The organism is Aeromonas sp. QDB18 (genome assembly GCF_027705325.1).
Taxonomy (GTDB): Bacteria; Pseudomonadota; Gammaproteobacteria; order Enterobacterales; family Aeromonadaceae; genus Aeromonas; species Aeromonas caviae.
Genome location: NZ_JAPDBQ010000032.1, coordinates 1 through 23,171, shown reverse-complemented (window position 1 = coordinate 23,171; position 23,171 = coordinate 1). Strand labels below are relative to the sequence as shown.

Annotated in this window: 25 protein-coding genes and 1 riboswitch; of the genes, 10 read left to right on the top strand and 15 right to left on the bottom strand. The window is 61.2% G+C overall.

All coding sequences use genetic code 11. The features are described from left to right. Positions 1-9: 9 nt before the first annotated feature. From cyoE to OKC30_RS07380, 4 genes are read right to left on the bottom strand one after another with little or no spacing between them, the layout of a single operon-like run. Positions 10-915 carry a heme o synthase gene (cyoE, locus tag OKC30_RS07395; RefSeq protein ID WP_160836680.1) on the bottom strand — a complete coding sequence of 302 codons (906 nt, stop codon included), beginning with the start codon at positions 913-915 and terminating at the stop codon, positions 10-12. Next, positions 912-1,922: a COX15/CtaA family protein gene (locus tag OKC30_RS07390; RefSeq protein WP_160836682.1), complete on the bottom strand. Its 1,011-nt coding sequence runs from the start codon at positions 1,920-1,922 to the stop codon at positions 912-914. The genes cyoE and OKC30_RS07390 overlap by 4 nt, the downstream gene beginning before the upstream one ends. A gap of 47 nt (positions 1,923-1,969) precedes the next feature. Continuing rightward, the gene (locus OKC30_RS07385) at positions 1,970-2,452 is read right to left on the bottom strand and encodes a hypothetical protein (protein ID WP_134996931.1); all 483 of its coding nucleotides are present in this window, start codon (positions 2,450-2,452) and stop codon (positions 1,970-1,972) included. Continuing rightward, positions 2,449-3,174: an SURF1 family protein gene (locus OKC30_RS07380; protein WP_234888556.1), complete on the bottom strand. Its 726-nt coding sequence runs from the start codon at positions 3,172-3,174 to the stop codon at positions 2,449-2,451. Before OKC30_RS07380 ends, OKC30_RS07385 begins: the two co-directional genes overlap by 4 nt. 18 nt (positions 3,175-3,192) lie before the next feature. On the opposite strand from OKC30_RS07380, the gene OKC30_RS07375 reads away from it, so the two are divergent. Further along, the gene (locus OKC30_RS07375; protein WP_109111756.1) at positions 3,193-3,399 is read left to right on the top strand and encodes a DUF2909 family protein; all 207 of its coding nucleotides are present in this window, start codon (positions 3,193-3,195) and stop codon (positions 3,397-3,399) included. An 8-nt stretch (positions 3,400-3,407) separates the two neighbouring features. Here the strand turns inward: OKC30_RS07375 and OKC30_RS07370 are convergent, their stop codons facing one another. From OKC30_RS07370 to OKC30_RS07345, 6 genes are all read right to left on the bottom strand, one after another. Then, positions 3,408-4,289, bottom strand: coding sequence for a cytochrome c oxidase subunit 3 (locus tag OKC30_RS07370; RefSeq protein ID WP_042864889.1), 882 nt, complete (start codon positions 4,287-4,289; stop codon positions 3,408-3,410). Between the two features lie 2 nt (positions 4,290-4,291). Then, a complete protein-coding gene (locus OKC30_RS07365) occupies positions 4,292-4,852 on the bottom strand; it encodes a cytochrome c oxidase assembly protein (protein ID WP_109111755.1) in 561 nt (186 codons plus the stop codon). Between the two features lie 9 nt (positions 4,853-4,861). Then, positions 4,862-6,460 (bottom strand): cytochrome c oxidase subunit I, encoded by a 1,599-nt coding sequence (gene ctaD / locus OKC30_RS07360; RefSeq protein WP_069784288.1) that lies wholly within the window; start codon positions 6,458-6,460, stop codon positions 4,862-4,864. A 9-nt stretch (positions 6,461-6,469) separates the two neighbouring features. Then, positions 6,470-7,600, bottom strand: a complete 1,131-nt coding sequence (gene coxB / locus OKC30_RS07355; protein ID WP_223931077.1) for a cytochrome c oxidase subunit II — start codon at positions 7,598-7,600, stop codon at positions 6,470-6,472. 367 nt (positions 7,601-7,967) lie between these two features. Further along, the gene (locus OKC30_RS07350; protein ID WP_160836684.1) at positions 7,968-10,040 is read right to left on the bottom strand and encodes a tRNA(Met) cytidine acetyltransferase TmcA; all 2,073 of its coding nucleotides are present in this window, start codon (positions 10,038-10,040) and stop codon (positions 7,968-7,970) included. Then, on the bottom strand, positions 10,037-10,351 hold the full coding sequence (locus OKC30_RS07345; protein WP_041211748.1) for an HlyU family transcriptional regulator: 315 nt from the start codon (positions 10,349-10,351) through the stop codon (positions 10,037-10,039). The genes OKC30_RS07350 and OKC30_RS07345 overlap by 4 nt, the downstream gene beginning before the upstream one ends. Before the next feature lie 138 nt (positions 10,352-10,489). On the opposite strand from OKC30_RS07345, the gene OKC30_RS07340 reads away from it, so the two are divergent. The 3 genes from OKC30_RS07340 (at position 10,490) to OKC30_RS07330 (ending at position 12,016) form a co-directional block, all read left to right on the top strand. Further along, positions 10,490-10,696 carry a bacterioferritin-associated ferredoxin gene (locus OKC30_RS07340; RefSeq protein WP_039039715.1) on the top strand — a complete coding sequence of 69 codons (207 nt, stop codon included), beginning with the start codon at positions 10,490-10,492 and terminating at the stop codon, positions 10,694-10,696. Positions 10,697-10,827: 131 nt separating this feature from the next. After that, positions 10,828-11,307: a bacterioferritin gene (bfr, locus tag OKC30_RS07335; protein WP_010675778.1), complete on the top strand. Its 480-nt coding sequence runs from the start codon at positions 10,828-10,830 to the stop codon at positions 11,305-11,307. Between the two features lie 250 nt (positions 11,308-11,557). Continuing rightward, the gene (locus OKC30_RS07330; RefSeq protein ID WP_041211864.1) at positions 11,558-12,016 is read left to right on the top strand and encodes a methylglyoxal synthase; all 459 of its coding nucleotides are present in this window, start codon (positions 11,558-11,560) and stop codon (positions 12,014-12,016) included. 64 nt (positions 12,017-12,080) lie between these two features. On the opposite strand, the gene OKC30_RS07325 is transcribed toward OKC30_RS07330, so the two are convergent. Next, positions 12,081-12,668, bottom strand: a complete 588-nt coding sequence (locus tag OKC30_RS07325; protein WP_041213974.1) for a superinfection exclusion B family protein — start codon at positions 12,666-12,668, stop codon at positions 12,081-12,083. A 190-nt stretch (positions 12,669-12,858) separates the two neighbouring features. Further along, a riboswitch (yybP-ykoY riboswitch) is annotated at positions 12,859-12,966 on the top strand. Positions 12,967-13,054: 88 nt separating this feature from the next. On the opposite strand from OKC30_RS07325, the gene OKC30_RS07320 reads away from it, so the two are divergent. Next, entirely contained in the window at positions 13,055-14,041 is a 987-nt protein-coding gene (locus OKC30_RS07320) for a sodium:calcium antiporter (protein ID WP_160836686.1), read from the top strand. Between the two features lie 94 nt (positions 14,042-14,135). On the opposite strand, the gene ansB is transcribed toward OKC30_RS07320, so the two are convergent. From ansB to OKC30_RS07305, 3 genes are all read right to left on the bottom strand, one after another. Further along, entirely contained in the window at positions 14,136-15,116 is a 981-nt protein-coding gene (ansB, locus tag OKC30_RS07315; RefSeq protein WP_160836688.1) for an L-asparaginase 2, read from the bottom strand. Between the two features lie 129 nt (positions 15,117-15,245). Further along, positions 15,246-15,440, bottom strand: a complete 195-nt coding sequence (locus OKC30_RS07310; RefSeq protein ID WP_160837507.1) for a heavy-metal-associated domain-containing protein — start codon at positions 15,438-15,440, stop codon at positions 15,246-15,248. Between the two features lie 111 nt (positions 15,441-15,551). Beyond that, positions 15,552-16,502 carry an AEC family transporter gene (locus tag OKC30_RS07305; protein ID WP_160837509.1) on the bottom strand — a complete coding sequence of 317 codons (951 nt, stop codon included), beginning with the start codon at positions 16,500-16,502 and terminating at the stop codon, positions 15,552-15,554. Positions 16,503-16,636: 134 nt separating this feature from the next. On the opposite strand from OKC30_RS07305, the gene treR reads away from it, so the two are divergent. From treR to OKC30_RS07285, 4 genes are all read left to right on the top strand, one after another. Continuing rightward, positions 16,637-17,584, top strand: a complete 948-nt coding sequence (gene treR, locus OKC30_RS07300; RefSeq protein WP_160837511.1) for a trehalose operon repressor TreR — start codon at positions 16,637-16,639, stop codon at positions 17,582-17,584. Positions 17,585-17,770: 186 nt separating this feature from the next. Continuing rightward, positions 17,771-19,201 (top strand): PTS trehalose transporter subunit IIBC, encoded by a 1,431-nt coding sequence (treB, locus tag OKC30_RS07295; protein ID WP_039039721.1) that lies wholly within the window; start codon positions 17,771-17,773, stop codon positions 19,199-19,201. Positions 19,202-19,289: 88 nt separating this feature from the next. Continuing rightward, positions 19,290-20,954, top strand: coding sequence for an alpha,alpha-phosphotrehalase (gene treC, locus OKC30_RS07290; protein WP_160837513.1), 1,665 nt, complete (start codon positions 19,290-19,292; stop codon positions 20,952-20,954). Next, entirely contained in the window at positions 20,954-21,574 is a 621-nt protein-coding gene (locus OKC30_RS07285) for a sugar O-acetyltransferase (protein WP_029314833.1), read from the top strand. The genes treC and OKC30_RS07285 overlap by 1 nt, the downstream gene beginning before the upstream one ends. Positions 21,575-21,661: 87 nt before the next feature. On the opposite strand, the gene OKC30_RS07280 is transcribed toward OKC30_RS07285, so the two are convergent. After that, positions 21,662-22,120: an Lrp/AsnC family transcriptional regulator gene (locus OKC30_RS07280; protein ID WP_039039724.1), complete on the bottom strand. Its 459-nt coding sequence runs from the start codon at positions 22,118-22,120 to the stop codon at positions 21,662-21,664. Positions 22,121-22,225: 105 nt separating this feature from the next. On the opposite strand from OKC30_RS07280, the gene OKC30_RS07275 reads away from it, so the two are divergent. Then, positions 22,226-23,092 (top strand): EamA family transporter, encoded by an 867-nt coding sequence (locus tag OKC30_RS07275; protein WP_160837515.1) that lies wholly within the window; start codon positions 22,226-22,228, stop codon positions 23,090-23,092. The last annotated feature ends 79 nt before the right edge of the window (positions 23,093-23,171 follow it).

The following is a 23,171-nucleotide window of genomic DNA, read 5'->3' as shown; positions in this document are numbered from 1 at the left end:
GCATCAACATCATGACAACCGCCACAGCCAGTGGTGATCCAGAATAAGCAGACCAAACAGCAGCATCAGGTGATAGATGGAGAAACGGAAGGTGCGCATCGCCTGGCCGGGCCGATCCCCGTACTTCAACAGCCAACCATGCCAGCAGAATCCGAGGTTCAACCCAAGGCTGCCGACCAGGTAGACAAGCCCCGACATGCCGATCAGATAGGGCAGCAGACAGACGAGCGTCAGGATCAGCAGATAGAGCAGGATGGCGGTCTTGGTGAAATCGGTGCCGTGGGTGACCGGCAGCATGGGAATGTCGGCACCGGCATAGTCATCGCGCCGGTGGATGGCCAAAGACCAGAAATGGGGCGGCGTCCAGGTAAAAATGATCATCACCAGCAGCCAGGGCTCGGCCGAAAGCTGCCCCGTGATGCTGGTCCAGCCCAAGAGCGGTGGCATGGCTCCCGCCAATCCACCGATGACGATATTCTGCGATGTGGCCCGCTTCAGCAGCAGGGTATAGACGACCGCATAGCCGAACAGGCTGGCCAGGGTTAGCCAGGCAGTCAGGGGATTCACGCCCCAATGGAGCAAAACAAACCCCGACAGTGCCAGACAGATCGCAAAATTCATCGCCTGCCCCGGCGTGATCCGTCCCGTGGCGACCGGGCGCCAGCGCGTTCTGCGCATCCGGGCATCAATGCCGTACTCCAGAGAATGGTTCATGGCCGCCGCCCCGGCAGCGAGCAGCCCAATCCCCGCCAGGCCCAGTATCATCTCGTCCAGAGAGGCGCGTGTCGGCTCGGCCAGCAGCATGCCCACCCAGGCGGTCAGGAGCAGCAGGGCGACCACCTTTGGTTTGGTCAACTGACAATAATCGTGCACCCGGCGGAGGGCGAAGCGCTGTACCCGCCCTCTCCCATTCATGTCCGGCTCCTGACCATCCCAGGGGATGGCAAGGGGTCGTGATGAGGCAAAGAGAGGCTCCCGCGCGCCAGCACACAACAGGCCAGCAGGTGGGCGGCCACCAGATTGTGTGCAAGGGCGTTGGCCAGCGGCAGGGCCAGATGGACGTTCGCCAATCCCAAGGCAATCTGCACGGTCAGCAGACCCAGCAACAACCAGCCAAACCCTCTCAAGGGGGGCCGCTGGCAGAGCAGCGCGAGGGCGAAAGCACCCACCAGCAAGGCCGTGGTCAGCGCTCCCAGGCGATGGGCGATGTGAATGGTCTGGCGCGCCTCCTTGCCCAGCACGCCGAACTCATAGCTGGCGTGCCCCAGAGGGAGATGAAAGGCTTGCGCCCAATTCAGCTCTGCCTGCCAGTTGCCCTGGCACAAGGGAAACTCCACACACGCCATGGCCGCATAGTTCGCCGACGTCCAGCCCCCCAGCGCGATCTGCAGCAGCAACACGCCACAGGCCATGCTGCCAAGCCAGGAAACGCCCTGGTGTACGGGCGGGGGTGAAGGGAAACCTGCCAATTCGGCCCGATAGAGCCATAGCAAGGTCAGGATGGCGAAGCCGCCCAGCAGATGAGTGGTCACCACCAGGGGATGCAGGGCCAGGGTCACCGTCCACATACCCAGTGCCGCCTGACCCGCAACCAGCACCAGCAAGATGAGCGAGAGGTGGCGCAGTCGGCCGCCTGTACGCCAGCCCAAGCCGGACAGGAGCACAATCACGCCTCCCAGCACCCCGGCCAAGTAGCGATGCACCATCTCGCTGCGCGCCTTGTGAGGAACAAGCGGGCTGGCCGGATAGCGCTGTGCCGCCAGTTCCGCATACTCGGCGCGGGGAATGGCCAGAGAACCATAGCAACCTGGCCAATCGGGGCAGGCCAGCCCGGCATCCGTCAACCGGGTATAAGCACCGAGCGCGATGACAAGAACGGCCAGCGCAATGGCCACGGAGGCCAGCCTCTTGTGCATCTTCATATGCCGCCTCGTTGACCGTGCTGTAGCGTCCCATGTCGGCTGCATCGTCACTGCACCCCACGCTGATACTTGAGCAGTTGCTGCAGATCCGACAGTACCGCCTTGCCAAGCAACGGCCAGGTCGTCGTGCTGCCGGGCACCTCGTAACGCAAGATGACCAGCCCGCGGTCGTCCACCAGCAGTATATCCCCCTCCCTCATTTCACTGTTTGTCTCGTGAGGTGGCGTCAACTGGACCAGCTCCAGCTTGTCCAGGTTGCGGCCAAGTGCGGCCTGGATGCGCGCCATCAGCACAGGGACCTGCCGGCATTGTCCCTCGCAGCGAGGGGCCACCAGATAGACCAGTCGCCATTGGTGCTGATGGGCAGGAAGCGGTTGCAACAGGTAGATCTCCTGGTGCAGCCAGTGCCCCTTGCTGCGCGTGCCGGGTTCATACCAGCCCTGGTGAAGAGTCAGAGCCGCCAGCACCACAGGCAGCAGGATCACCGCAGCAAAGAGCGCTGGCACCCGCCAGCGTCGCCATCCACTCATGGGGAGCACCTCCTTGTCAGCATGACCCCCCCTGACAGAACCACCAGCGCCAAGCCGAGCCATTGCACCGCATAGGCCCGGTGTTTTTCAGGAGGCATGACATTGTGCTGGTAGTGATAGAGGAATGGGGTTCGTCTTTGATAGAACACGGCGTCTGCAAGCGGGGCTCCGATTGCCTGTCGCAGGGTCTCGACCCTGATGGATTGCAGCCGGTTCGGGTAGGGGCCTGGTTCTATGTTCTGTCCCAACAGGAAGCCGCCGGGAGCCATGCGCAGAACACCTTCAAGGGTCATTGCGGCGGGGATGGCGGGATTGGGCAATTGCGACCTGTCGGATGGTGCGGGCACCCATCCCAGGTTGACCAGCAACAGTGAGGATCCCCCCTCTGCGCGTACCGGGATGAGCACGTCATAGCCAACCTCCCCGTTGACGATCTGGTTGTCCAGCAACCAGACATAAGGGCTGACCCACTCGGCTTTCCCTTGCAGAGGCTGGCCATCCAGTGACTCCGGGTGTTGCCAGTCGGTCTGGGCCAATGTCCTTGGCCCGGCCTGCTGCATCTTTGCCATCTGCGCCAGCCAGGCCGTTTTTTCCATTCCGCGCTGCCACTGCCAGAACGCCAGCTTGCACAAACCGGCCGTCACCACCAGAGTGAACAACAAGACGAACCAGCGTCTGTGATGCCATGGTCGTCGCTTGTCTCGTGCAGCCGAATCGCGCATATCGAGGAGGATCCCAAGATGTTGATCAAGGTCGTTCTGGTACTCATGCTGCTGCTCATCATCGGCCAGCTGTTTCACGCCCTCTGGCTGATGCTCAGTCCAGGCAATACGCAAAAGATGTCGGTACCTCTGGGCCGGCGCGTCTTCTTCTCCCTGCTGGTGGTCATCATGCTGCTGCTCTCTCTCGCGATGGGCTGGCTGGACCCCAACCCGCGCCCCTACTGAGCACGGCATCAAAGCAGGTAGACAAAGACGAACAGACAGAGCCAGACCACATCGACGAAGTGCCAATACCAGGCCGCAGCCTGGAAAGCGAAATGACGCTGTGGGGTGAAATGATCCCTCAACATGATGCGCAGCCAGATGATGGTCAGGAAAAGGGTGCCCAGCAGCACGTGCAGTCCATGGAACCCGGTCAGAATGAAGAAGGTATTGCCATAGATGCCGGAATCCAGCCGCAGCCCGAGATCCCGATAGGCATGCAGATACTCATAACCTTGAAACCACAGGAATGTCAGCCCGAGCACCACGGTGGCCAGCAACATCCCCTTGAGCCGCATCCGTCTGCCGTTTTCCAGACTCATGTGTGCAAACAGCAGGGTCACGGAGGATCCGAGCAGGATCAAGGTATTGATAAGGGGGATCCCCTGCCAGGGCATGGCCTGGGTCGTGGCCCCGCCGGGCGTCTTGAGCAGGGGCCAGTGAGCGGTGAAATCCGGCCACAGCAGCTGGCCCGTCATCACCCTGTGGCCCGCACCATCCAGCCAGGGCACCGCAAGCTGGCGGGCATAGAACAGCACTCCGAAAAAAGCCAGAAAGAACATCACTTCGGAGAAGATGAACCAGACCATGCCCTGCCTGAAGGATCTGTCCATCTGGGCGCTGTAAAGTCCGGTCATGGACTCCCGGATGATGTGACGGAACCAGCCAAACAACATGAATGCCAGCAGCGCGACACCGGCCATCATCAGATACCGGCCGAAACCGGTCTGCCCACTCGCCACTTCATTGACCAGATGCCCCGCCCCCAACGCCAGGAAAAACAGTGCAATGGCACCAATGATGGGCCAGCGACTCTGGTCCGGGACATAATAGGTCTGGTTCACCTTGGCCATGGTCATTTCCTCTGTGCGAGTGCCGGTGCCGGTGCAGGTACGGACTCCGTGATGTCATAGAGCGAGTAGGAAAGCGTGATGGTATTGATGCTGTCCGGTAGTGCCGGATCGATATAGAACTTGAGCGGCATCAGCTTGCTCTGCCCTGCCCTCAGCTCCTGGCGATTGAAACAGAAACACTCCACTTTCTTCAGATAGGCTGCGGCGGGACCGGGAGAGACCGACGGGACCGCCTGACCCACCATGGTCCGCTCCGTGGGATTGAACACCCGAAAGTTGACCATCTTCACCTCCCCCGGCCGCACCGACAGCCGAGCCGTCTCACCGCTGAACTCCCACGGCATCCGGGTATCCGCATGAGCAAGAAACTCGATCTGGATGCTCCGCTTGCTGTCGATCACCGCCCGCTCCGTACTGGCCGCTTGATCAGACGTCTTGCCATTGAGGCCGGTGATCCGGCAGAAGACGTCATAAAGCGGCACCAGCGCAAAGGCAAAACCAAACATGACGAGCACGACCAGAGCCAGTTTTCTGAGCAAGGGGGCATGACTGACCTGGGTCATATGACCTCCCTAACGCTCTTCCGACCGGATATCCGGTGGAGTCTGGAAACTGTGATAGGGAGGGGGAGAAGAGAGCGTCCATTCCAGCCCCTCGGCCCCCTCCCATACCCGATCGCTCGCCTTGGCTCCGCCTCTGATGCATTTGATCACACCCCAGACAAACAGCAGCTGGGACAGGCCGAAGGCAAAGCCCCCCAGGCTGATCAGCATGTTGAAGTCCGCAAATTGCAGGGCGTAATCGGGAATGCGGCGAGGCATGCCCGCCAGCCCGACAAAATGCATGGGGAAAAACAGCACATTGACCGAGACGAGCGAACACCAGAAGTGCCATTGGCCGAGCCGCTCGTCATACATGTGCCCCGTCCATTTCGGCAACCAGTAGTAGGCCGCAGCCAGGATCGAGAAGACGGCACCGGTCACCAGCACATAGTGGAAATGGGCCACTACGAAATAGGTGTCGTGATACTGAAAATCAGCCGGCGTCATGGCCAGCATCAGCCCGGAGAAACCGCCAATGGTGAACAGGGTGATGAAGGCGATGGCAAACAGCATGGGGGTCTCGAATGTCAGAGAACCACGCCACATGGTGGCAAGCCAGTTGAATACCTTTACCCCTGTCGGCACAGCGATCAGCATGGTGGTATACATGAAGAACAGCTCCGCCACCACGGGCAATCCGGTGGTGAACATGTGGTGCGCCCAGACCATGAAGGAGAGCAAGGCGATGCTGCTGGTGGCATAGACCATGGAGCGATAACCGAACAGCTTCTTGCGGGAGAAGGTCGGAATGATGCTGGAGACGATGCCGAAAGCCGGCAATATCATGATGTAGACTTCCGGGTGCCCGAAGAACCAGAAAATGTGCTGAAACAGGACAGGATCCCCCCCACCGGCCGCATCGAAGAAACTGGTCCCGAAATACTTGTCCGTCAGCACCATGGTCACCGCAGCCGCCAGCACCGGCATGACAGCGATGAGCAGAAACGCCGTGATGAGCCAGGTCCAGACAAACAGCGGCATCTGCATCCAACCCATGCCCGGCGCCCGCAGGTTGAAGATGGTCACGATGACGTTGATGGCCCCCATGATGGAGGAGATCCCCATGATGTGAATGGCAAAGACGAACAGGGCCGTGCTGTTGCCGCTGTACTGGGTGGACAGGGGGGCATAGAAGGTCCAGCCAGAACTGGGGCCGCCTCCCTCCATAAACAGGCTCGACAGGAGGATGAGGAAAGCAAACGGCAGGATCCAGAAGCTCCAGTTGTTCATGCGGGGCAACGCCATGTCAGGGGCCCCAATCATGATGGGGATCAGCCAGTTGGCGAGGCCGGTGAAGGCGGGCATGACGGCACCAAAGACCATGATAAGGCCGTGTACCGTGGTCATCTGGTTGAAAAACAGGGGTTCCACCAGTTGCAGTCCGGGCTGGAACAGTTCTGCCCGGATCACCATGGCCATGGCGCCACCGGTAAAGAACATGGTGAGAGCAAAGCACAGATACAGGGTACCGATGTCCTTGTGATTGGTGGTGTAGAGCCAGCGCCTCAGACCGGCCGCTGGCTGGTGGACATGTTCGCTGTGCGGGGTATCCGTGATTCCATCACTCATGCCGACGCCTCACTTGTCCTTGTCCGGATTGGCCGGGTTGAGAAGGGACTGCACCTCAGCTGGCTGCACAAGGTCACCGGTCTTGTTATCCCAGGCATTGCGCTCATAGGTGATGACGGCGGCCAGTTCCTGCGCCGTCAACTGTTTGCCAAAAGGTTGCATCGCCGTGCCGCTCTTGCCATGCAGGACGATGTCCAGATGCTGGGCCCGATGGTCCGCCTGTGTGGTCACCTTGCTGCCATTGAGCGCCGGGAAGATGCCCGGCAATCCGGTACCCGCGGGCTGATGACAGGCCGCACAGTGCCCCAGATAGACTTTCTCCCCCTGCGCCATGGCTTGTGGCAACGTCATGGTCTCCGCTGCCTGCGCCTGTTGCTGTGCCTTGGCAGTTGCCTGCTCGTCTCCCTTTCTGGCAATCCACTTCTCGAACTCCTCTGCGGATTTGGCCACCACAACCACGGGCATGAAACCGTGATCTTTCCCGCACAGCTCGGCGCACTGCCCACGATAGGTGCCCGGCTTGTCGATCCGGGTCCAGGACTCGTTGATGTAGCCAGGATTGGCATCTTTTTTCACGGCGAAGGCGGGAACCCACCAGGAGTGAATGACATCGTCCGAGGTCATCAGGAAACGGATCTTCTTGCCGACCGGCAATACCAGAGGGTTATCCACCTCCAGCAGATAATTGCCGCCCTTGGGGGCATCACCGGAGATCTGCTGTTTGCTGGTCGCCAGCAGGGAATAAAACGCCACCGGATACTCGAGGTATTTGTAATGCCATTTCCATTGCGAGCCCGTGACGAGGACGGTGAGATCGGCCTTGGAGGTATCCTCCATCTTCAACAGGGTCGAGGTTGCCGGTGCCGCCATCGCGATCAGTATCAACACGGGGATGGCCGTCCACAGCAACTCGATGCGGGTGCTTTCGTGAAACTGGGCGGCTTTGGCACCGCGCGATTTTCGATGGTGCACGATGGACCAGAACATGATGCCGAAGACGAGCAGACCGATGACGCAACAGATATAGAAAATCGTCATGTGCAGGTCATAGACCTGCTGGCTGATGGCGGTCGCCCCACGCGTCATGTTGAACCGGATCTCATTGGCAAAGGCGCTGCTGCTGATGAACCACATCATCATTCCGGCACCTGCCTGAGCTGCATCGTTTCTCACATTGCACTCCCTGTGCACGTTGGAGAAGATGGCCTGCATTCAATACGCCCAACGCTAACCATCTGAAAATAATGCATTTATTAAAATTCATTTCATATTCAAGTATTAGTCCATATTCAGAAAAAACCAAAATGCAGACAGCCCTGACCAGGCTCATCAGAGCAGTGGCAATGGGCAAAACGCGAGCAGGGAAGAAGGAGAAACGGGTCCCGGGGTGGCCGCGCCTTGAACGGGGAGAGCTTCAGCCATGGTGAGTCGAATCGATGTGCAGAACCCGGGAGGGGCCATTGGTTCCTCCTGGGCTCCGTGGTTTTCTGCCGTGCCAGAGGTGGGGTCAGCCCGCTGGGGCTTGCTGAGCCAGCAGTCTGGCCAGCAGGGAGCGCAATGCTTTTATCAGGGCGGGTTTGCCCGCGACACCCTGTCGGGCAGCCAGCTCGGACCAGGACGCATATTGCCAGATGGTGGCGATCAGCAACCGTCGTTCATCCTGACTCAACCCGTCCAGCATCATCACTCGCCGGAGCAGCCAGCGTTGCAGTGTCGCCTGGCACAATTCGAATGGCTTGTGATGGTGGGCAAAACAATCGAGTTCCCGATGCTCGAATTCATCCAGATCCGGCACATGAGTGACAGGTCCGCCTCTGAGGGATAGCCAGACCAGTTCGGTATCCAGCCTCTTGAGTTCACCCGCCAGCAGGGCCGGCAACTGGCTCATGAAACGCTGTCGCCATTGCGCCAGCTCGGCGTGATATTCCGATTGCAACGGCATCAGCAGCAAAGCTGCATGACTGCCGCTGGCCGCATCGCGCTGCAGACCAAGACGCAGCACCTTCAATCCCGCCTTGAGCCAGAATGGCAGCAGATCTGGACTGGCGGAGAAGGCAGATCCCAGATAATCGACCCCTAATACCCGATAATGTGATACCAGCTTGTCCAGCAACCAAGACCCCAGCCCGAGACGATGAAGGGCAGGATGGATGGCGATGCGCATCACCCTGGCATAAGAGCGCTCCCCCGCCGTCACGAAACCGGCGTGGGCCAGCAGCGACTGGGGCAGCAGATGTCCACGAGGGCGCCTTCGTCCGGCCCAGATCGCGTGCGCCAGATCAGGGGGGATATTGCCCTCCCGCGCGACCAGCGCCACCCCGAGCAACTCCTGTCCCTGCTCCATCAGATGAATGTCGAGATCCGGCCCCTCCAGCAAATACCGCAGATCACTGGGGCTGGTCTGGTAGTGAGCCAGTACGAGCAGGCCGAACACCCGATTGAGCAGCGCGTCATCACGGGCCAGCTCATCTTGTCCGACCAGGCGCCAGGTCGGTGATGTCGGGGGATGAGGTGCCGATATGTCGGTATTCAGACCAAGGAGCCGGAAGATCAGAGGCTCCAGCGGATCGCTCAGGCTCCAGCGAATGGGCTCCACCAGGTGCAGCTCCTGCCAATCCGGGGTTTGCTCATCGAGTACCTTCTTGAAGCGCAGATGAAAGCCGCGCCCCGTCCCCTCATAGCCGTGCTCCGTTGTAGCGAAGACAATGCGACTGTGACGGGCCAGCATGGCTTCCAGCAGCGGGGTCGGGATGGCGGCGGCCTCATCCACCAGCAACAGATCCGCCAGCACATCTCCTTGAGCCACCCGATCAGGGGACACATAGCTCAGACCGGCCAGCCGCTCAGGCATCTCTCCCAGCGCGCGCTCTGCATGGGCAAAAAGTGTCGCCACTGTAGCGTGGGAAGGGGCCGTCACCGCTATCGCCAAGGCCGGATCCCGACTCAGCAAGTCGGCGCTCGCCAGCCCCAGCACGGCGCTCTTGCCACGACCGCGATCGGCGCTCAGCACCAGGGGGCGGCGGCGATGGCCGTGCAACACGTTGTGGATGGCGGGCAGCGCACGGGCCTGATCCGCGCTCAGCGGTCGGCTCCCGTCGAGAGGCTGCCAGGTAATATCACAAGAGGCAGGCGTCAGATCTCGCGCCGGATCTTCTGCCAGCAACCGTACCAGACGGGAGATGAAACCCTGCCCGGCACGATCGGCCTCCTCTGGCTGGGCGACCAGCCTCTGACGATCAGGGTCTGGGTAGGTCGGCCATACCTCCCGCGGCGGGGTCAGCAGAAGCAAGAGCCCCCCAGCCCTCAATGTCCCCGCCAAGGCACCGAATGCATCGGGGTGAAAACCGCTGAAGGCATTGAATACCAAGGTGTCGCACTCCTGACCGAGCCGTTGAAGCGCCTTGGCGGCAGGCTGCGGAGCATGACGCTCAGGACCCTGCCCCAGCCAGAACACCTCTCCCCACAGCAAGGATTCGGCACGAACGATGCAGTCATCCTCCTCCCCTTCCAGCCAGATCAGACGCCGCTCGCCGGCATGAGCGATAGCGTGGCGCAAGGCGAGCAGCTCAGCTGACATCATGGAGCTGGGCTGGCGTCTGGCTTCACGCGGGGTTCAAACATGCGCTCCCCCATCTGGTCGATGAAGGTATGGGCCTTTTGCACCATGAAGCGCTCGGCATCCGCCGGGTTGGCAAAGAGATCGGAGCGGATGAAGCGATGGGTCTGTAATTGCCCGTCGATCTCCCTGGTGATGCGACCGGCCAGCCTGTATTGCCCCCCTTCCGCCATGGGCTCGGGGTAGATGAGATAGCCCATGTATTCGATGGGCTCAACCTCGGGGCTCTGGGCGATCTCTCCCTTGAACAGGGCATTGAATAGTTTTTTGAACATGTTCGCATCCTCTCTGATGCAGGCATTCTCCCCAAGGGTGGAATCACTGGCAAGCACGGGATCTTATTACCATTCGTTCTTTGCACTACGAACCATTCTCATTTAGATTTCATCTCATTCCAGCATGAGGTCCAGATTATGTACGTGTGTTTGTGCCGCGGCATCACAGATAACCAGATCCGCAAGGCGGTACAGGCAGGCAAGACTGAATTCCGACAGTTGAAACAGTCGCTGGAAGTCGGTACTCAATGTGGTAAATGTGTGCGCATGGCGATGGAGATCATCGCTACCGAAATCGACAAGATGGAGTCAGAGCAGGCACCGCTCTATTACGAAGTGGCGTAAAACCGCCGACTTCTCGTCTTCATCTCTCCTTCTGCCCTCCAGGGGACGACTTTACCCATCACGTTATGGTCATGTTTCTGGACTAAGCTCTAGTGATCGTTGCCTAGGCTCGAAAACGAGGAGTAATGTCGATGAAAGGAGATCCCAAAATCATTGCCCACCTCAACAAGGTGCTGGCCAATGAGCTGGTTGCCATCAACCAATACTTCCTGCATGCCCGCATCTATGATGACTGGGGCCTCAAGGGGCTCGGGCACAAGGAGTATCACGAATCCATCGATGAGATGAAACATGCCGACGAGCTGGTCAAGCGGGTGCTGTTTCTGGAAGGGCTGCCCAACTTGCAGGATCTGGGCAAGCTGCGCATCGGTGAGACGGTGGAAGAGATGTTGCGCTGTGACTTGTCTCTGGAGATGGACGCCATCCCCGACCTGAAAGTCGCCATCACCTATGCCGAGTCTGTGCAGGACTACGTCAGCCGCGACCTGTTCCAGGAGATCCTGGAAGATGAAGAGGAGCATGTGGACTGGCTGGAAACCCAGCTCGATCTCATCGCCCGTATCGGTCTGGAAAACTACCAGCAATCCCAGCTCCATGCCGAGTCATCCTGAATCGCGATGACATCAAGAGACAATCCCAACCCGCCCAGGCGGGTTTTTTCATGGCGACAGCGGCAGAGATCTTGCCCAACGATACGGTAGCCAACCTGGCTGCTGACAATGCAGGCCAGAGGATGGCAGGATGGCAGGCGCCGGATTGAACCACCTCCGGGATCACAGTTACGATGCATGGGGCAGCGGCAGGCGCCGCTTTCGATTAGGATACGACCCCATTCCCATCATTTTGCTACGGATGACCTCCATGGAACTGATTGCACGCGAGATGGCGCCCCACAAACGGGTTGCCCTGGTGGCTCACGACAACATGAAAGCCCCTCTGCTGAACTGGGTGCTGCGCCGCAAGGAGGAGCTCAAGCTCCACCATCTCTATGCGACCGGCACCACGGGCACCCTGCTCGGCAAGAAGGCGCAGCTGCCCATTACCTGCCTCTTCTCCGGCCCCATGGGAGGGGATCAGCAGCTCGGCGCCCTCATCGCCGAAGGGAAGATAGACGTGATGATCTTCTTCTGGGATCCCCTCAATCCCGCCGCCCACGATCCTGACGTCAAGGCCCTGCTGCGCCTCGCGGCCGTCTGGAACATCCCGGTCGCCACCAACGAGGCGACGGCGGACTTCATCATGGACAGCCCGCACATGCAGCAGGCATTCAGCGTCCAGGTGCCCGACTACGCCGGCTACCTCAAGGCCAGAACCGAATAAGCAACGCCAGACAGCAAAGAGCCGGAACAGATGTCCGGCTCTTTTCTTTCATGGGGGGAGAAGGTCAGCGCTGGAGGCTTTTCTGCGCGAATTTGGGCCTGGCATTCATGATCTGCTCCACCTGCTCGTCGCTCATCTTGCCCCGCGACAGTCCCAGAACCTTGTAGGTCAGCAGAGGGCGCGCCGGCAGGGCGATCATCAGGGCACGGATCTGGTTCTCGTCCTCCTTCTCTCGCGCCGGCTTGCCGTAGGCGTAGGTGAGCACGCCGGCATCCATCAGGTTTTTGACGGCGGGTTCGGTGATCGGCAGGTTTATGACGCTTTTCCGTTGCAGTACGAACTCCCGCAGCACCGCCTTCTCGTTGAAGTCGAGGAAGCCAATCATCTGGGCCAGTTGATCCTGCTGGCGGCGGGACTGCCACTCGTCACAGGCCCACTCCCAGGCGATCAGGAAGCCCTGACTGCAGAAATAGGAGATGGCGATCAACATGCCGACCCCAAGCCAGGCCGCATGAGCCGTGGCCCACTGGCTCACGGCGCCTTTCATCAATCCGGCCGGAAACAGCAGGATGATGCTGCAGCAGAGCAGCAGCCAGACCATCAGCCAGTTGAGGCGATTAAGCTGGTAAAAATGTTGGATCCACCGTTTCATCGTTCACCCTTCCCAAGTCAATGTGGACAGTAGCCAACTCATAGCAATCGCTGTGCCAGCACAAGGATCCCCGTAAAAAGATCAGGATCCCGGACGGGAGAGTCGAGGGGTTGTCACATCCTTTTACAACTTGTCGCGCGGATCATCCCCTGTTGGCCTTGCCCCTCACCGAGCCACTTGGTAAAAAGCCCGCACTGTCACTGGGGAGTAGCAACCCGCCCGAAATCCGGGCAGGGCCCATGTCAACACTCTTGGATCCACAGATCCATGGCATGGGCGGCGATAGCACCTATCGTCCTGCAAGACCTTTGGCCTCGATATGCACGCCAGCCGGGCGAGCCGTATCGGGTCCATCGGTTGTTCTGCTCGCCTGGCGGTTACTCATCATGCTGATCACCCTGCTGTTATTTCTGATCTCTGCCATCACCATCTATCTGACCTGCGAATACTTCGTCAACGGCATCGAATGGACCGGCCATCATTTCAAACTGTCCCAAAGTGCAACCGGTTCTCTGCTGGCTGCCCTCGGCACGGCCCTGCCCGAATGCATCGTCACCCTGACCGCGCTGCTGATGGGGGATGCCCCCGCCCAGCAGCTGATAGGCATAGGTGCGGCCCTCGGCGGCCCGCTGGTGCTGGCTACCATAGGCTATGCTGCCGTCGGCGTGACCCTGCTGCTGTGCATGAGCCGGGAGCACAGAGCCATCAATGGCGAGGTGCAGCGGGAGATAGGCCGCGATCAGGCCTGGTTTGCCGGCATCTTCCTGTTGGCCGTGCTGCTTGGCATGGTGGCCTTCACCGGTAAAACCTGGCTGGCCCCCCTGTTCGTGCTGATGTACCTCCTCTATGTGCGACGTGAGCTGAAACAGACCGACAGCCACGATGCGGAATTGCCCTCCCCCCTCAAGCTGGATCCGCACGCCAGGATCCCGGCGCTCGGCAAGGTGCTGCTGCAAACCCTGGTGGCGCTCGGTGTGGTGGCGCTGGCGGCCCAGCTGTTCGTTCACCAGCTGGAGAACATGGGCGAGCTGTTCGGCCTCTCGCCGGTAGTGGCCGCCCTGTTGCTGAGCCCGGTGGCCACCGAAATGCCCGAGCTGATGAACGTGCTCATCTGGGTGCGGCAGGGCAAACACCGGCTGGCACTGGCCAATATCTCGGGGGCCATGATGATCCAGGGCACCATTCCCAAGGCGTTCTGCCTGCTGTTCACCCCCTGGCTGCTGGATAGCACCATGATGGCCTCCTCCCTGGTGACGCTGCTGGCAGTCGCGCTGCTGTGGAGGGGGTTCAGTCGGGAGCGGATGACGGCGGGCAGGCTCGCCCTGGTGGGGCTGGTTTACCTGAGTTTCTGCGGCTGGCTGATGATGAGCTGAGGGCCGGCCTCTGCCTCTGGCGCAACAAGAAAGGGCAGGATCCCATCCTGCCCTTCATCTCACGGGGTAGTGTCAATCAGACCGAGCCGAGGTCTTAGAACTGCTGGAACCAGCGCTGGATCTGGGCCGGATCCTTGCTCTGGGTCAGGGCGAGCATCAGCAGCACCCGCGCTTTCTGCGGGTTGAGGGTCTCGGCGGCGACGAAGCCGTACTTGCTCGCCTTGGCCAGGGTGTCGAACAGGGTGTGGTAGAGGTTGCCGTTGCCCACCCCGGCACTGACGATGCCGTCAAACTTGGCATCCACCAGGGCCTTGGCCGGCAGGTCCGAGGCGTTGGCGTAGCTGTAGACGATGCCGACCTGGGGCAACTTGTCGAGCTTGCTCACGTCGAACGGGGTCTTGCTGGTGTGCTGGCGGGCCGGGCTGCGCTGGTAGTCGATCTTGCCGTTGTGGATGTAGCCGAGCGGGCCGAAGTTGGGGGAGGCGAAGGTCTGCACTCCTGTGGTGTTGGTCTTGGTGACGTCGCGGGCATCCAGCACGGTGTCGTTCATCGCCACCATGACGCCACGCCCCTTGGAGGCGGGGTCAGAGGCAGTCACCACGGCGTTGTAGAGGTTCATGGGGCCGTCGGCGCTCATGGCGGTGGAGGGGCGCATGGCGCCCACCAGCACCACCGGCTTGTCGCTCTTGACGGTCAGATTGAGGAAGTAGGCGGTCTCCTCCATGGTGTCGGTGCCGTGGGTGATGACGATGCCGTCCACGTCATCCCTGGCCAGCAGCGCGTTGACCCGCTTGGCGAGCGTGAGCCACACCTCGTCGTTCATGTCCTGGGAGCCGATCTTGACCACCTGCTCACCCTGCACGTCGGCCACGTTTTTCATCTCGGGCACGGCGGCGATCAGCGTCTCGATGGCCACCTTGCCGGCCTCGTAGTTGGACTGTGTGGCAGACTGGCCCGCCCCGGCGATGGTGCCGCCGGTGGCTAGAATGTGCACGCTGGGCAGCGCCATGGCCATGGGGGAGAAGGTCAGGCCGAGTACGGCGGCGATCAGGGTCTTGCGAATGGGAAGGGTCATGCTGCAATCCTTTTGGATGAGGGAATTGCAGCATTTTTATTCTTTTTAAATGGGATTTAAGTGATCATTCCCACCAATAAAAAGAAGTAAACAGAATATTAGTCTGATTTATACCAATTAAGTGATAATTCACTCTGCCTGAAAGCCTCTCGCCTCGATCAGGGCGATCAACTCGGCTTTGCTCAGCTCGCTCTCGATGACGGCCTTGCGGCTGGCAAAGTCGACCGTGGCGGTGCGAACTGACGGCTGAGCCATCAGGGCCTTTTGCAGGCTGGCAGCGCAACCGCCGCAGGACATGCCGGTAACGGTGAGTTCGATGGTCATGGGCTCTCTCCTCTGTCGATGTGACATCAGCCTAAAGCTGCCGCCTCCGGCAAGGTCAAGGGTGAATGCCGATCCCGTCAACCCCGGGTCGTGCATCATGGCGGCGCCCCATCACCCCATCAGTCCCAGGTAGTTCATCAGGGCGGCCCCCAGGCTGGTGGTGACGAGCGAGCCCAGGGTGGTGGTGGCGATGATGTTGGCCGCGAGGGCACTGTCACCGCCCATGGCGCGGGTCATCACATAGCTGGCGGCGGCGGTGGGGGTTGAGCTGATGAGAAACAGGATGCCGAGGGCCTGCGGGCTGAAGCCGAGCGCCCAGGCCCCCAGCACCAGCAGCACGGGGATGCAGCACAACCGGTTGACCATGGCCCAGCCGGTCAGCATGGCGCCGCCGCGCAGGGCCTTGAGGTTGAGGCTGGCGCCGGTGCACAGCAGGGCCAGCGGCAGGGTCATGTTGGCGAAATAGTTGCCCGTGGTGATGACCAGCTGGGGCAGTTCGATGCCGAGCAGACCGAAGGGCAGGGCCGCCAGAATGGCGATGATGAGGGGGTTTTTGACGATCCCCTTGAGTATGGGGGCGAGCCCCTTTCCGCCCCCCAGGCTGCGGGTCAGGGTGATCACAGCGAGCACGTTGTAGAGCACTGTGATGGAGCCCACCAGCAGGGCGGCGGCCCCTATCCCCTCCGGGCCGTAGGCGTTTTGCACATAGGCCAGCCCCATGATCCCCATGTTGCCGCGAAAGCTGCCCTGCACGAAGATGCCCCGCAATTTCTGCTCGCTGATGAAACGGGCCGCCAGCACCTCCAGCACCAGGAAACCGGCGAGGGTACCGAGCAGGCCATAGAGGATGAGCCAGGGGCTCGGCATGGTGGAAAAATCGGTACGCACCATGCTCAGGAACAAGAGAGCTGGCAGGGTGACCTGGAACACCAGACGGGAGGCGGACTCGACGAAGCTGTCGGGCAAGAGACCCAGCCGCTTGAGCCAGATGCCGAGTACCAGCACCAGACAGATGGGGCCCGTGATGGAGAGAGAGAAGTGCAGACTTGCCAACAGATACATGATGCGCGTCCTGTGCAACGGCGAAGAAAGTCGCCTGGGAAAGGGCATTCTAACGCCATGGGCTTGTATTCACAGGAGTTAATCACAACAATGTCTGCATCCCGATTGCCGCCCTCCCCTGTCACGGATCCCCCATGGAAAAGAAACTGACCATCCTCGATATCGCTCGCCTCAGCGGGGTCGGCAAGTCGACCGTCTCCCGGGTGCTCAATCAGGATCCCAAGGTCAATGCCCAGACCAGGGCCAGGGTCGAATCGGTGATCGCCCAGCACGGTTTCGTCCCGAGCAAATCGGCGCGGGCCATGCGCAGCCAGAGCCAGCAGGTGGTCGGCATCGTGGTGTCGCGCCTCGACTCCAGCTCCGAGAACCAGGCGGTGCGCGGCATGCTGGAGACCCTCTACCAGCGTGGCTACGACGCTGTGCTGATGGAGAGCAAGTTCTCCCCCGCCAAGGTGAGCGAGCACCTGGCGGTGCTGGAGCGGCGCGGGGTGGACGGCATCATCCTGTTTGCCTTCAACGATCTGGACTATGCCGCCATGGCGTCGCTCAGGGAGAAACTGGTGCTGATGGCCCGCGAGCGCCCCGGCTTCTCGTCGGTCTGCTTCGACGATGACGGGGCGGTGCGCGCCGTGCTCGCCCACCTCGGGGAGCGTGGCCTGACCGAGGTCGCCTATCTCGGGGTGGAGCGCAGCGATCTCACCACTGGGCTGCGTCGGCATCAGGCTTACCTCGACTACTGTCGGGAACAGGGGCGCACGCCCCGCAGCGCCCTCGGGGATCTCGGTCTGCAAAGCGGCTATCGGCTCGCGGCCGAGCTGCTCACCCCCACCACCCAGGCCATGGTCTGCGCCAGCGACACCCTGGCCATCGGCGCCGCCAAATACCTGCAGGAGCAGGGTCGCACCGACATCCTGGTGAGCGGCCTTGGCAGCAATCCCATGCTGACTTTCCTCTTTGCCAACACCCTCAGCCTGGATTTCGGCTACAAGGACGCCGGCATCCTGGCCGCCAGACAGCTGCTCGACCAGATTGAAGAGGGGCAGCCCCCCAGAGCAACCATCGCCCCCTGTCAGCCCCTGTAGTCTATCTTTTCCTCCATTCCCGGCGTTTTGCGCTTTTTGTGACCAGCGCCACGAATTGGGAACGTTCCCATTGCCGATGCCAACCACTGGCTTCATGCTGATTGGGAACGATACCAATAAACGGGCGGTCCTTGGCCAGCCGGTAAAGACACGACCATTATTCATGGAGTCACAGAGGGAAGGCTCATGTCAAAAGTCAACACACAGCATCTGGCGCAGCTGATCGAGCGGATCGGCGGCAAAGAGAACATCACCACTGTCAGCCACTGCCTGACCCGGCTCAGGTTCGTGCTGGCCGATCCGGCCAAGGCCGACCCCAAGGCCATCGAGACCATCCCTTCGGTGAAGGGAAGCTTCACCCAGGGCGGCCAGTTCCAGGTGGTGATCGGCAACGAGGTGGATCAGTGGTACAAGGCGCTCACCCAGGAGATCGGCGTGAGCGGTGGCAGCAAGGAGGCCGCCAAGCAGGCCGCCCGCCACAACATGAACCCGTTGGAGCGCGGCATCTCCCACCTGGCCGAGATCTTCGTCCCCCTGCTGCCCGCCATCATCACCGGTGGTTTGATCCTGGGCTTTCGCAACGTCATCGGCGACATCAAGATGTTCGACGACGGCACCCACACCCTCACCGAGATCAGCCAGTTCTGGGCCCAGGTGCACGCCTTCCTCTGGCTGCTGGGTGAAGCCATCTTCCACTTCCTGCCGGTGGGTGTCTGCTGGTCTGCGGTGAAGAAGATGGGCGGCTCCGAGATCCTCGGCATCGTGCTGGGTATCACGCTGGTGTCGCCGCAACTGATGAACGCCTATGGCATCGGCCAGCAGACCCCGGAAGTGTGGGACTTCGGCCTCTTCGTCATCCAGAAGGTGGGGTATCAGGCCCAGGTCATTCCGGCCCTGCTGGCGGGTGTCTTCCTCGCCTGGGTGGAGACCAGCCTCAAGCGCATCATCCCGGCCTATCTCTACCTGGTGATTGTGCCCTTCATCTCCCTGCTGCTGGCGGTGATCGTGGCACACGCCCTGATCGGTCCGTTCGGCCGCTGGATTGGTGACGGCGTCGGCTTTGCCGCCAAGGCGGCCATGACGGGTTCGTTTGCCCCCATCGGCGCCGCCCTGTTCGGCTTCCTCTATGCGCCCCTGGTCATCACCGGCATCCACCACACCACCAACGCGGTGGACCTGCAACTGATGCAGAGCATGGGCGGCACCCCCATCTGGCCGCTGATCGCCCTCTCCAACATCGCCCAGGCGTCTGCGGTCGTCGGCATCATCCTGATCAGCCGCAAGGAGAACGAGCGGGAGATCTCGGTCCCGGCCGCCATCTCCGCCTATCTCGGGGTGACCGAGCCGGCCATGTACGGCATCAACCTCAAGTACAAGTTCCCCATGCTGTGCGCCATGGTGGGCTCAAGCTGTGCGGCTCTCATCTGCGGCTTCGCCGGGGTGATGGCCAACGGCATCGGGGTGGGCGGCCTGCCGGGCATCCTCTCCATCCAGCCGCAATACTGGGGCATCTACGCCATCGCCATGCTGGTGGCCATCGTGGTCCCCGCCCTGCTGACCCTGCTGGTCTACAAGCGCCAGCAGGCTGCCGGCAAGCTGGATCTGGCCACGGCCTGATCCACACAACCTCGGCGGAGCCCTGGCTCCGCCCTTTATCGTTGCCCTGTTCCAACTAATCCGGTTTCAACCAATGAGCGAACCAACCATGACACAGACACCCTGGTGGCAAAGCGCCGTGATTTACCAGATCTACCCCAAGAGCTTTCAGGATTCCGGCGCCCGTGGCACCGGTGATCTCAAGGGGATCATGGCCCGCCTCGACTACCTCAAGACCCTCGGCGTCGATGCCCTCTGGCTGACCCCGGTCTACGTCTCCCCCCAGGTGGACAACGGCTACGACATCGCCGATTACCTCAACATAGATCCCGCCTACGGCACCATGACCGACTTCGAGGCCCTGCTGGGCGCCGCCCATGCGCGCGGCATCCGCATCGTGATGGACATAGTGGTGAATCACACCTCCACCGAGCACGCCTGGTTCAAGTCGGCGCTGGGGGATAAAAACAGCCCCTATCGCGACTACTACATCTGGCGCGATCCGGTGGATGGCGGCGTGCCCAACAACTGGCAATCCAAGTTTGGTGGCAGCGCCTGGGAGCTGGATGAGCCCACCGGCCAGTACTACCTGCATCTGTTTGCCCGCGAGCAGGCGGATCTCAACTGGGAAAATCCGGCGGTGCGTGCCGAGGTGAAAAACATCATCCACTTCTGGGCCAAGAAGGGGGTGGACGGTTTCCGCCTCGACGTTATCAACCTCATCTCCAAGAATCAGGCGTTCCCTGACGACGAGGTGGGGGATGGCCGCCGCTTCTACACCGACGGGCCGCGCATCCACGAATTTTTGCAGGATGTGAGCCGCGACGTCTTCGCCCCCGTGGGGGCCATGACGGTGGGCGAGATGTCTTCCACCAGCCTGGAACACTGCCAGCGCTATGGCGCGCTGGATGGTTCCGAGCTCTCCATGGTGTTCAACTTCCATCACCTCAAGGTGGATTACCCGGGCGGCGACAAGTGGACCAAGGCCCCGTTCGATTTCCTCGAACTCAAGCGCATCTTCAACCACTGGCAGAGCGGTATGCATGGCAAGGGGTGGTCGGCGCTCTTCTGGTGCAACCACGATCAGCCGCGCATCGTCTCCCGTTTCGGCGATGAGGGCGAGCATAGGGTGGTCGCCGCCAAAATGCTGGCCAGCACGCTGCACGGCCTGCAAGGCACCCCCTACATCTATCAGGGGGAGGAGATCGGCATGACCAACCCCGGCTATCAGCACATCGACGACTATCAGGATGTGGAGAGCCGCAACATCTTCGCCATCAAGCAGGCTGAAGGGATGAGCGAGGCCGAGATCCTCGCCATTCTCGGCGCCAAGTCCCGGGACAACTCGCGCACCCCGATGCAGTGGAGTGCCGCCCCCAACGCCGGTTTCACCAGCGGGATGCCCTGGCTCAAGCCAGCCGCCAACTACCCCGAGATCAACGCCGAGGCGGCGCTCGCCGACCAGCACTCGGTGTTCTGGTACTATCGGGATCTCATCGCCCTTCGCAAGGCGCACCCCATCTTCACTCAGGGGGATTATCAGGAGCTGCTGACCGGGCACCCGCAGATCTGGGCCTATGCCCGCCGCGCCCACGGTCAGACCCTGCTGGTGGTGAGCAACTTCTACGGCGAGCCGGTGGAGTTTGCCTTGCCTGCCGAGCTGCAAAGCGGGGAGGGGCGACTGCTGCTTGGCAACTACCCGGATAGCCCGGCCCGCCCGCAATCCTGCAAGCTGCGCCCTTACGAATCCCTGATCTGGCTGATGGAGCAGTGATGACTGACGCAACAACAGTGCAGCGGCCCGCCGTGCGTGGCCCCGAGTGGCAAAAGATGGTGGCGGGAGCGCCCTATGATGCAGGGGACCCCGAACTGCGGGCTGCGCGGGAGCAGTGCCGCGCCCTGCTGGGAGAACTGAACCGGGAGCGAACCGATGCCCCTGGCTGGGATGAGCGCCTCACCCGCCTGCTGGGTGGCCGCGCAGAACGCTGTTTCATCACGCCCCCCTTCTTCTGCGACTATGGCGCCAACATCTTTGTCGGCGAGAATTTCTACGCCAATTTCAACTGCACCATCCTGGATGTGTGCGAGGTACACATAGGCGACAACGTGCTGCTGGCCCCCGGAGTGCAGATCTACACCGCTACCCACCCGGTGGCGGTAGCGCCGCGCATCAAGGGGGTGGAGTTCGGCAAGCCGGTGCGTATCGGCAACAACGTCTGGATTGGGGGCAGCGTCGTCATCTGCCCGGGCGTCACCATAGGGGACAACAGCGTCATCGGGGCGGGGTCCGTTGTCACCAGAGACATTCCGGCAGGCGTGGTGGCGGTCGGCAATCCCTGCCGGGTCTTGCGCCCCATGACGGCAGAGGAGCTGGCGCCCGGAGAACCTGGCTGACACAGAAGGGGCAGGCCGTACCTGCCCCTGTTCGTTTCCCTGACGGCGCTCCCGCAATGCCGGCAAGGCTTCGGCGCAACCCCCTCTTTACCCGGGCAGCAGGGCGCCGCAACGCTTGTGCTGTCCCATGACCACCAGAGTCTTGAAACTGCGTACCTGATCCCTGGCATGGAGCACCCGACGGGTGAACTGCTCGTAACTTTGCATGTCCCTGGCGGCCACTTGCAGCACGAAGTCCTGCTCCCCCGTCACATACCAGAGATCCATCACCTCGGGTTCCCGCTGCAGGCTGGCGATCATCTCATCGACGATGCGGCCATGATCCCGCTCCAGGGTCACCAGCACCAGCATGGTGATGGGCCAGCCCATGGTGGACGGTGCCACCAGCGCCACTTCCCGCTCGATGAGACCGGACTCCCGCAAGGCGCGGACGCGGCGGTAGCAGGCTGGGGCGGAAAGACCGACCCTGTGGGCCAGCTCCGGCGTGGGCAGACGGGCATCCTGTTGCAGCTCGGCGAGGATGAGCAGATCAAATTTGTCGGTCATGGGGTTCATTAGATAAAAATTATCGCACAAGGCCAGTATTAGACCGGTTTTACCCAAGTCTCCAGATATATTTTACTGCCCATCGTCCTGCTCGGTATCAATACCATGCAACCCAATCCCAATACCCTCTCCTCTCTTCTGGCCGTCCTGCTCGCCATGCTGTCGATCACCCTCGGCGCCTCCCTGGCCAAATCCCTGTTTCCCCTGCTCGGAGCCGCAGGCACGACCCTGTTCCGGCTGGGGTGCGCCGCCCTCCTTCTCTCCCTGGTGTTTCGCATCTGGCGTGTCCCCCTCGACCGACGCACCCTGCTGGGCGCCATCCCCTACGGCCTGTCGCTTGGGGCCATGAACCTGCTCTTCTATCTGGCCATCGCACGCATTCCCCTCGGCGTAGCCCTGGCCATCGAGTTCATCGGCCCCCTGACGGTGGCCCTGCTCTCCTCACGCCACCGGGCAGACTTCATCTGGCTGATACTGGCCATCGCCGGGCTGCTGCTGCTCTTGCCCCTGCGGGCAACACAGCAGGCCATCGATCCCCTGGGTGCAGCACTGGCTCTCGGGGCTGGCCTCTTCTGGGGGCTCTATATGCTCACCGGAAAGCGGGCAGGAGCCTTGCTGGGCGCACAGGCTCCGGCGCTGGGCATGTGGGTGGGCACCCTGCTGGTATTGCCCTTCGGGCTGGAGGGTGCGATCGAGGCGTCATTCACCGTCCCCGTGATCCTCACCATCATCGGGGTGGGGCTGCTCTCGAGCGCCATCCCCTACTCTCTCGAGATGTTTGCCCTACGCCGCCTTCCCCTCAAGAGCTACGGCATTCTCACCAGCGGTGAACCGGCCATGGGAGCCTTGATGGGACTGGTATGGCTGGGCGAACAATTGCCCCCGTCCCAATGGCTCGGGATAACCGCCATCATCGCCGCCTCCATGGGCACCACCTGGCAGGCGGGTCGTCGACAAGCCGGCTCCGCCTGAACCAAAAAAAAGGTTCATCGCGGCTTTCCGGGGAAGGCCGCCTTGATTTTCAGAAAAAAGTATTCTGAGTCCCTAAATC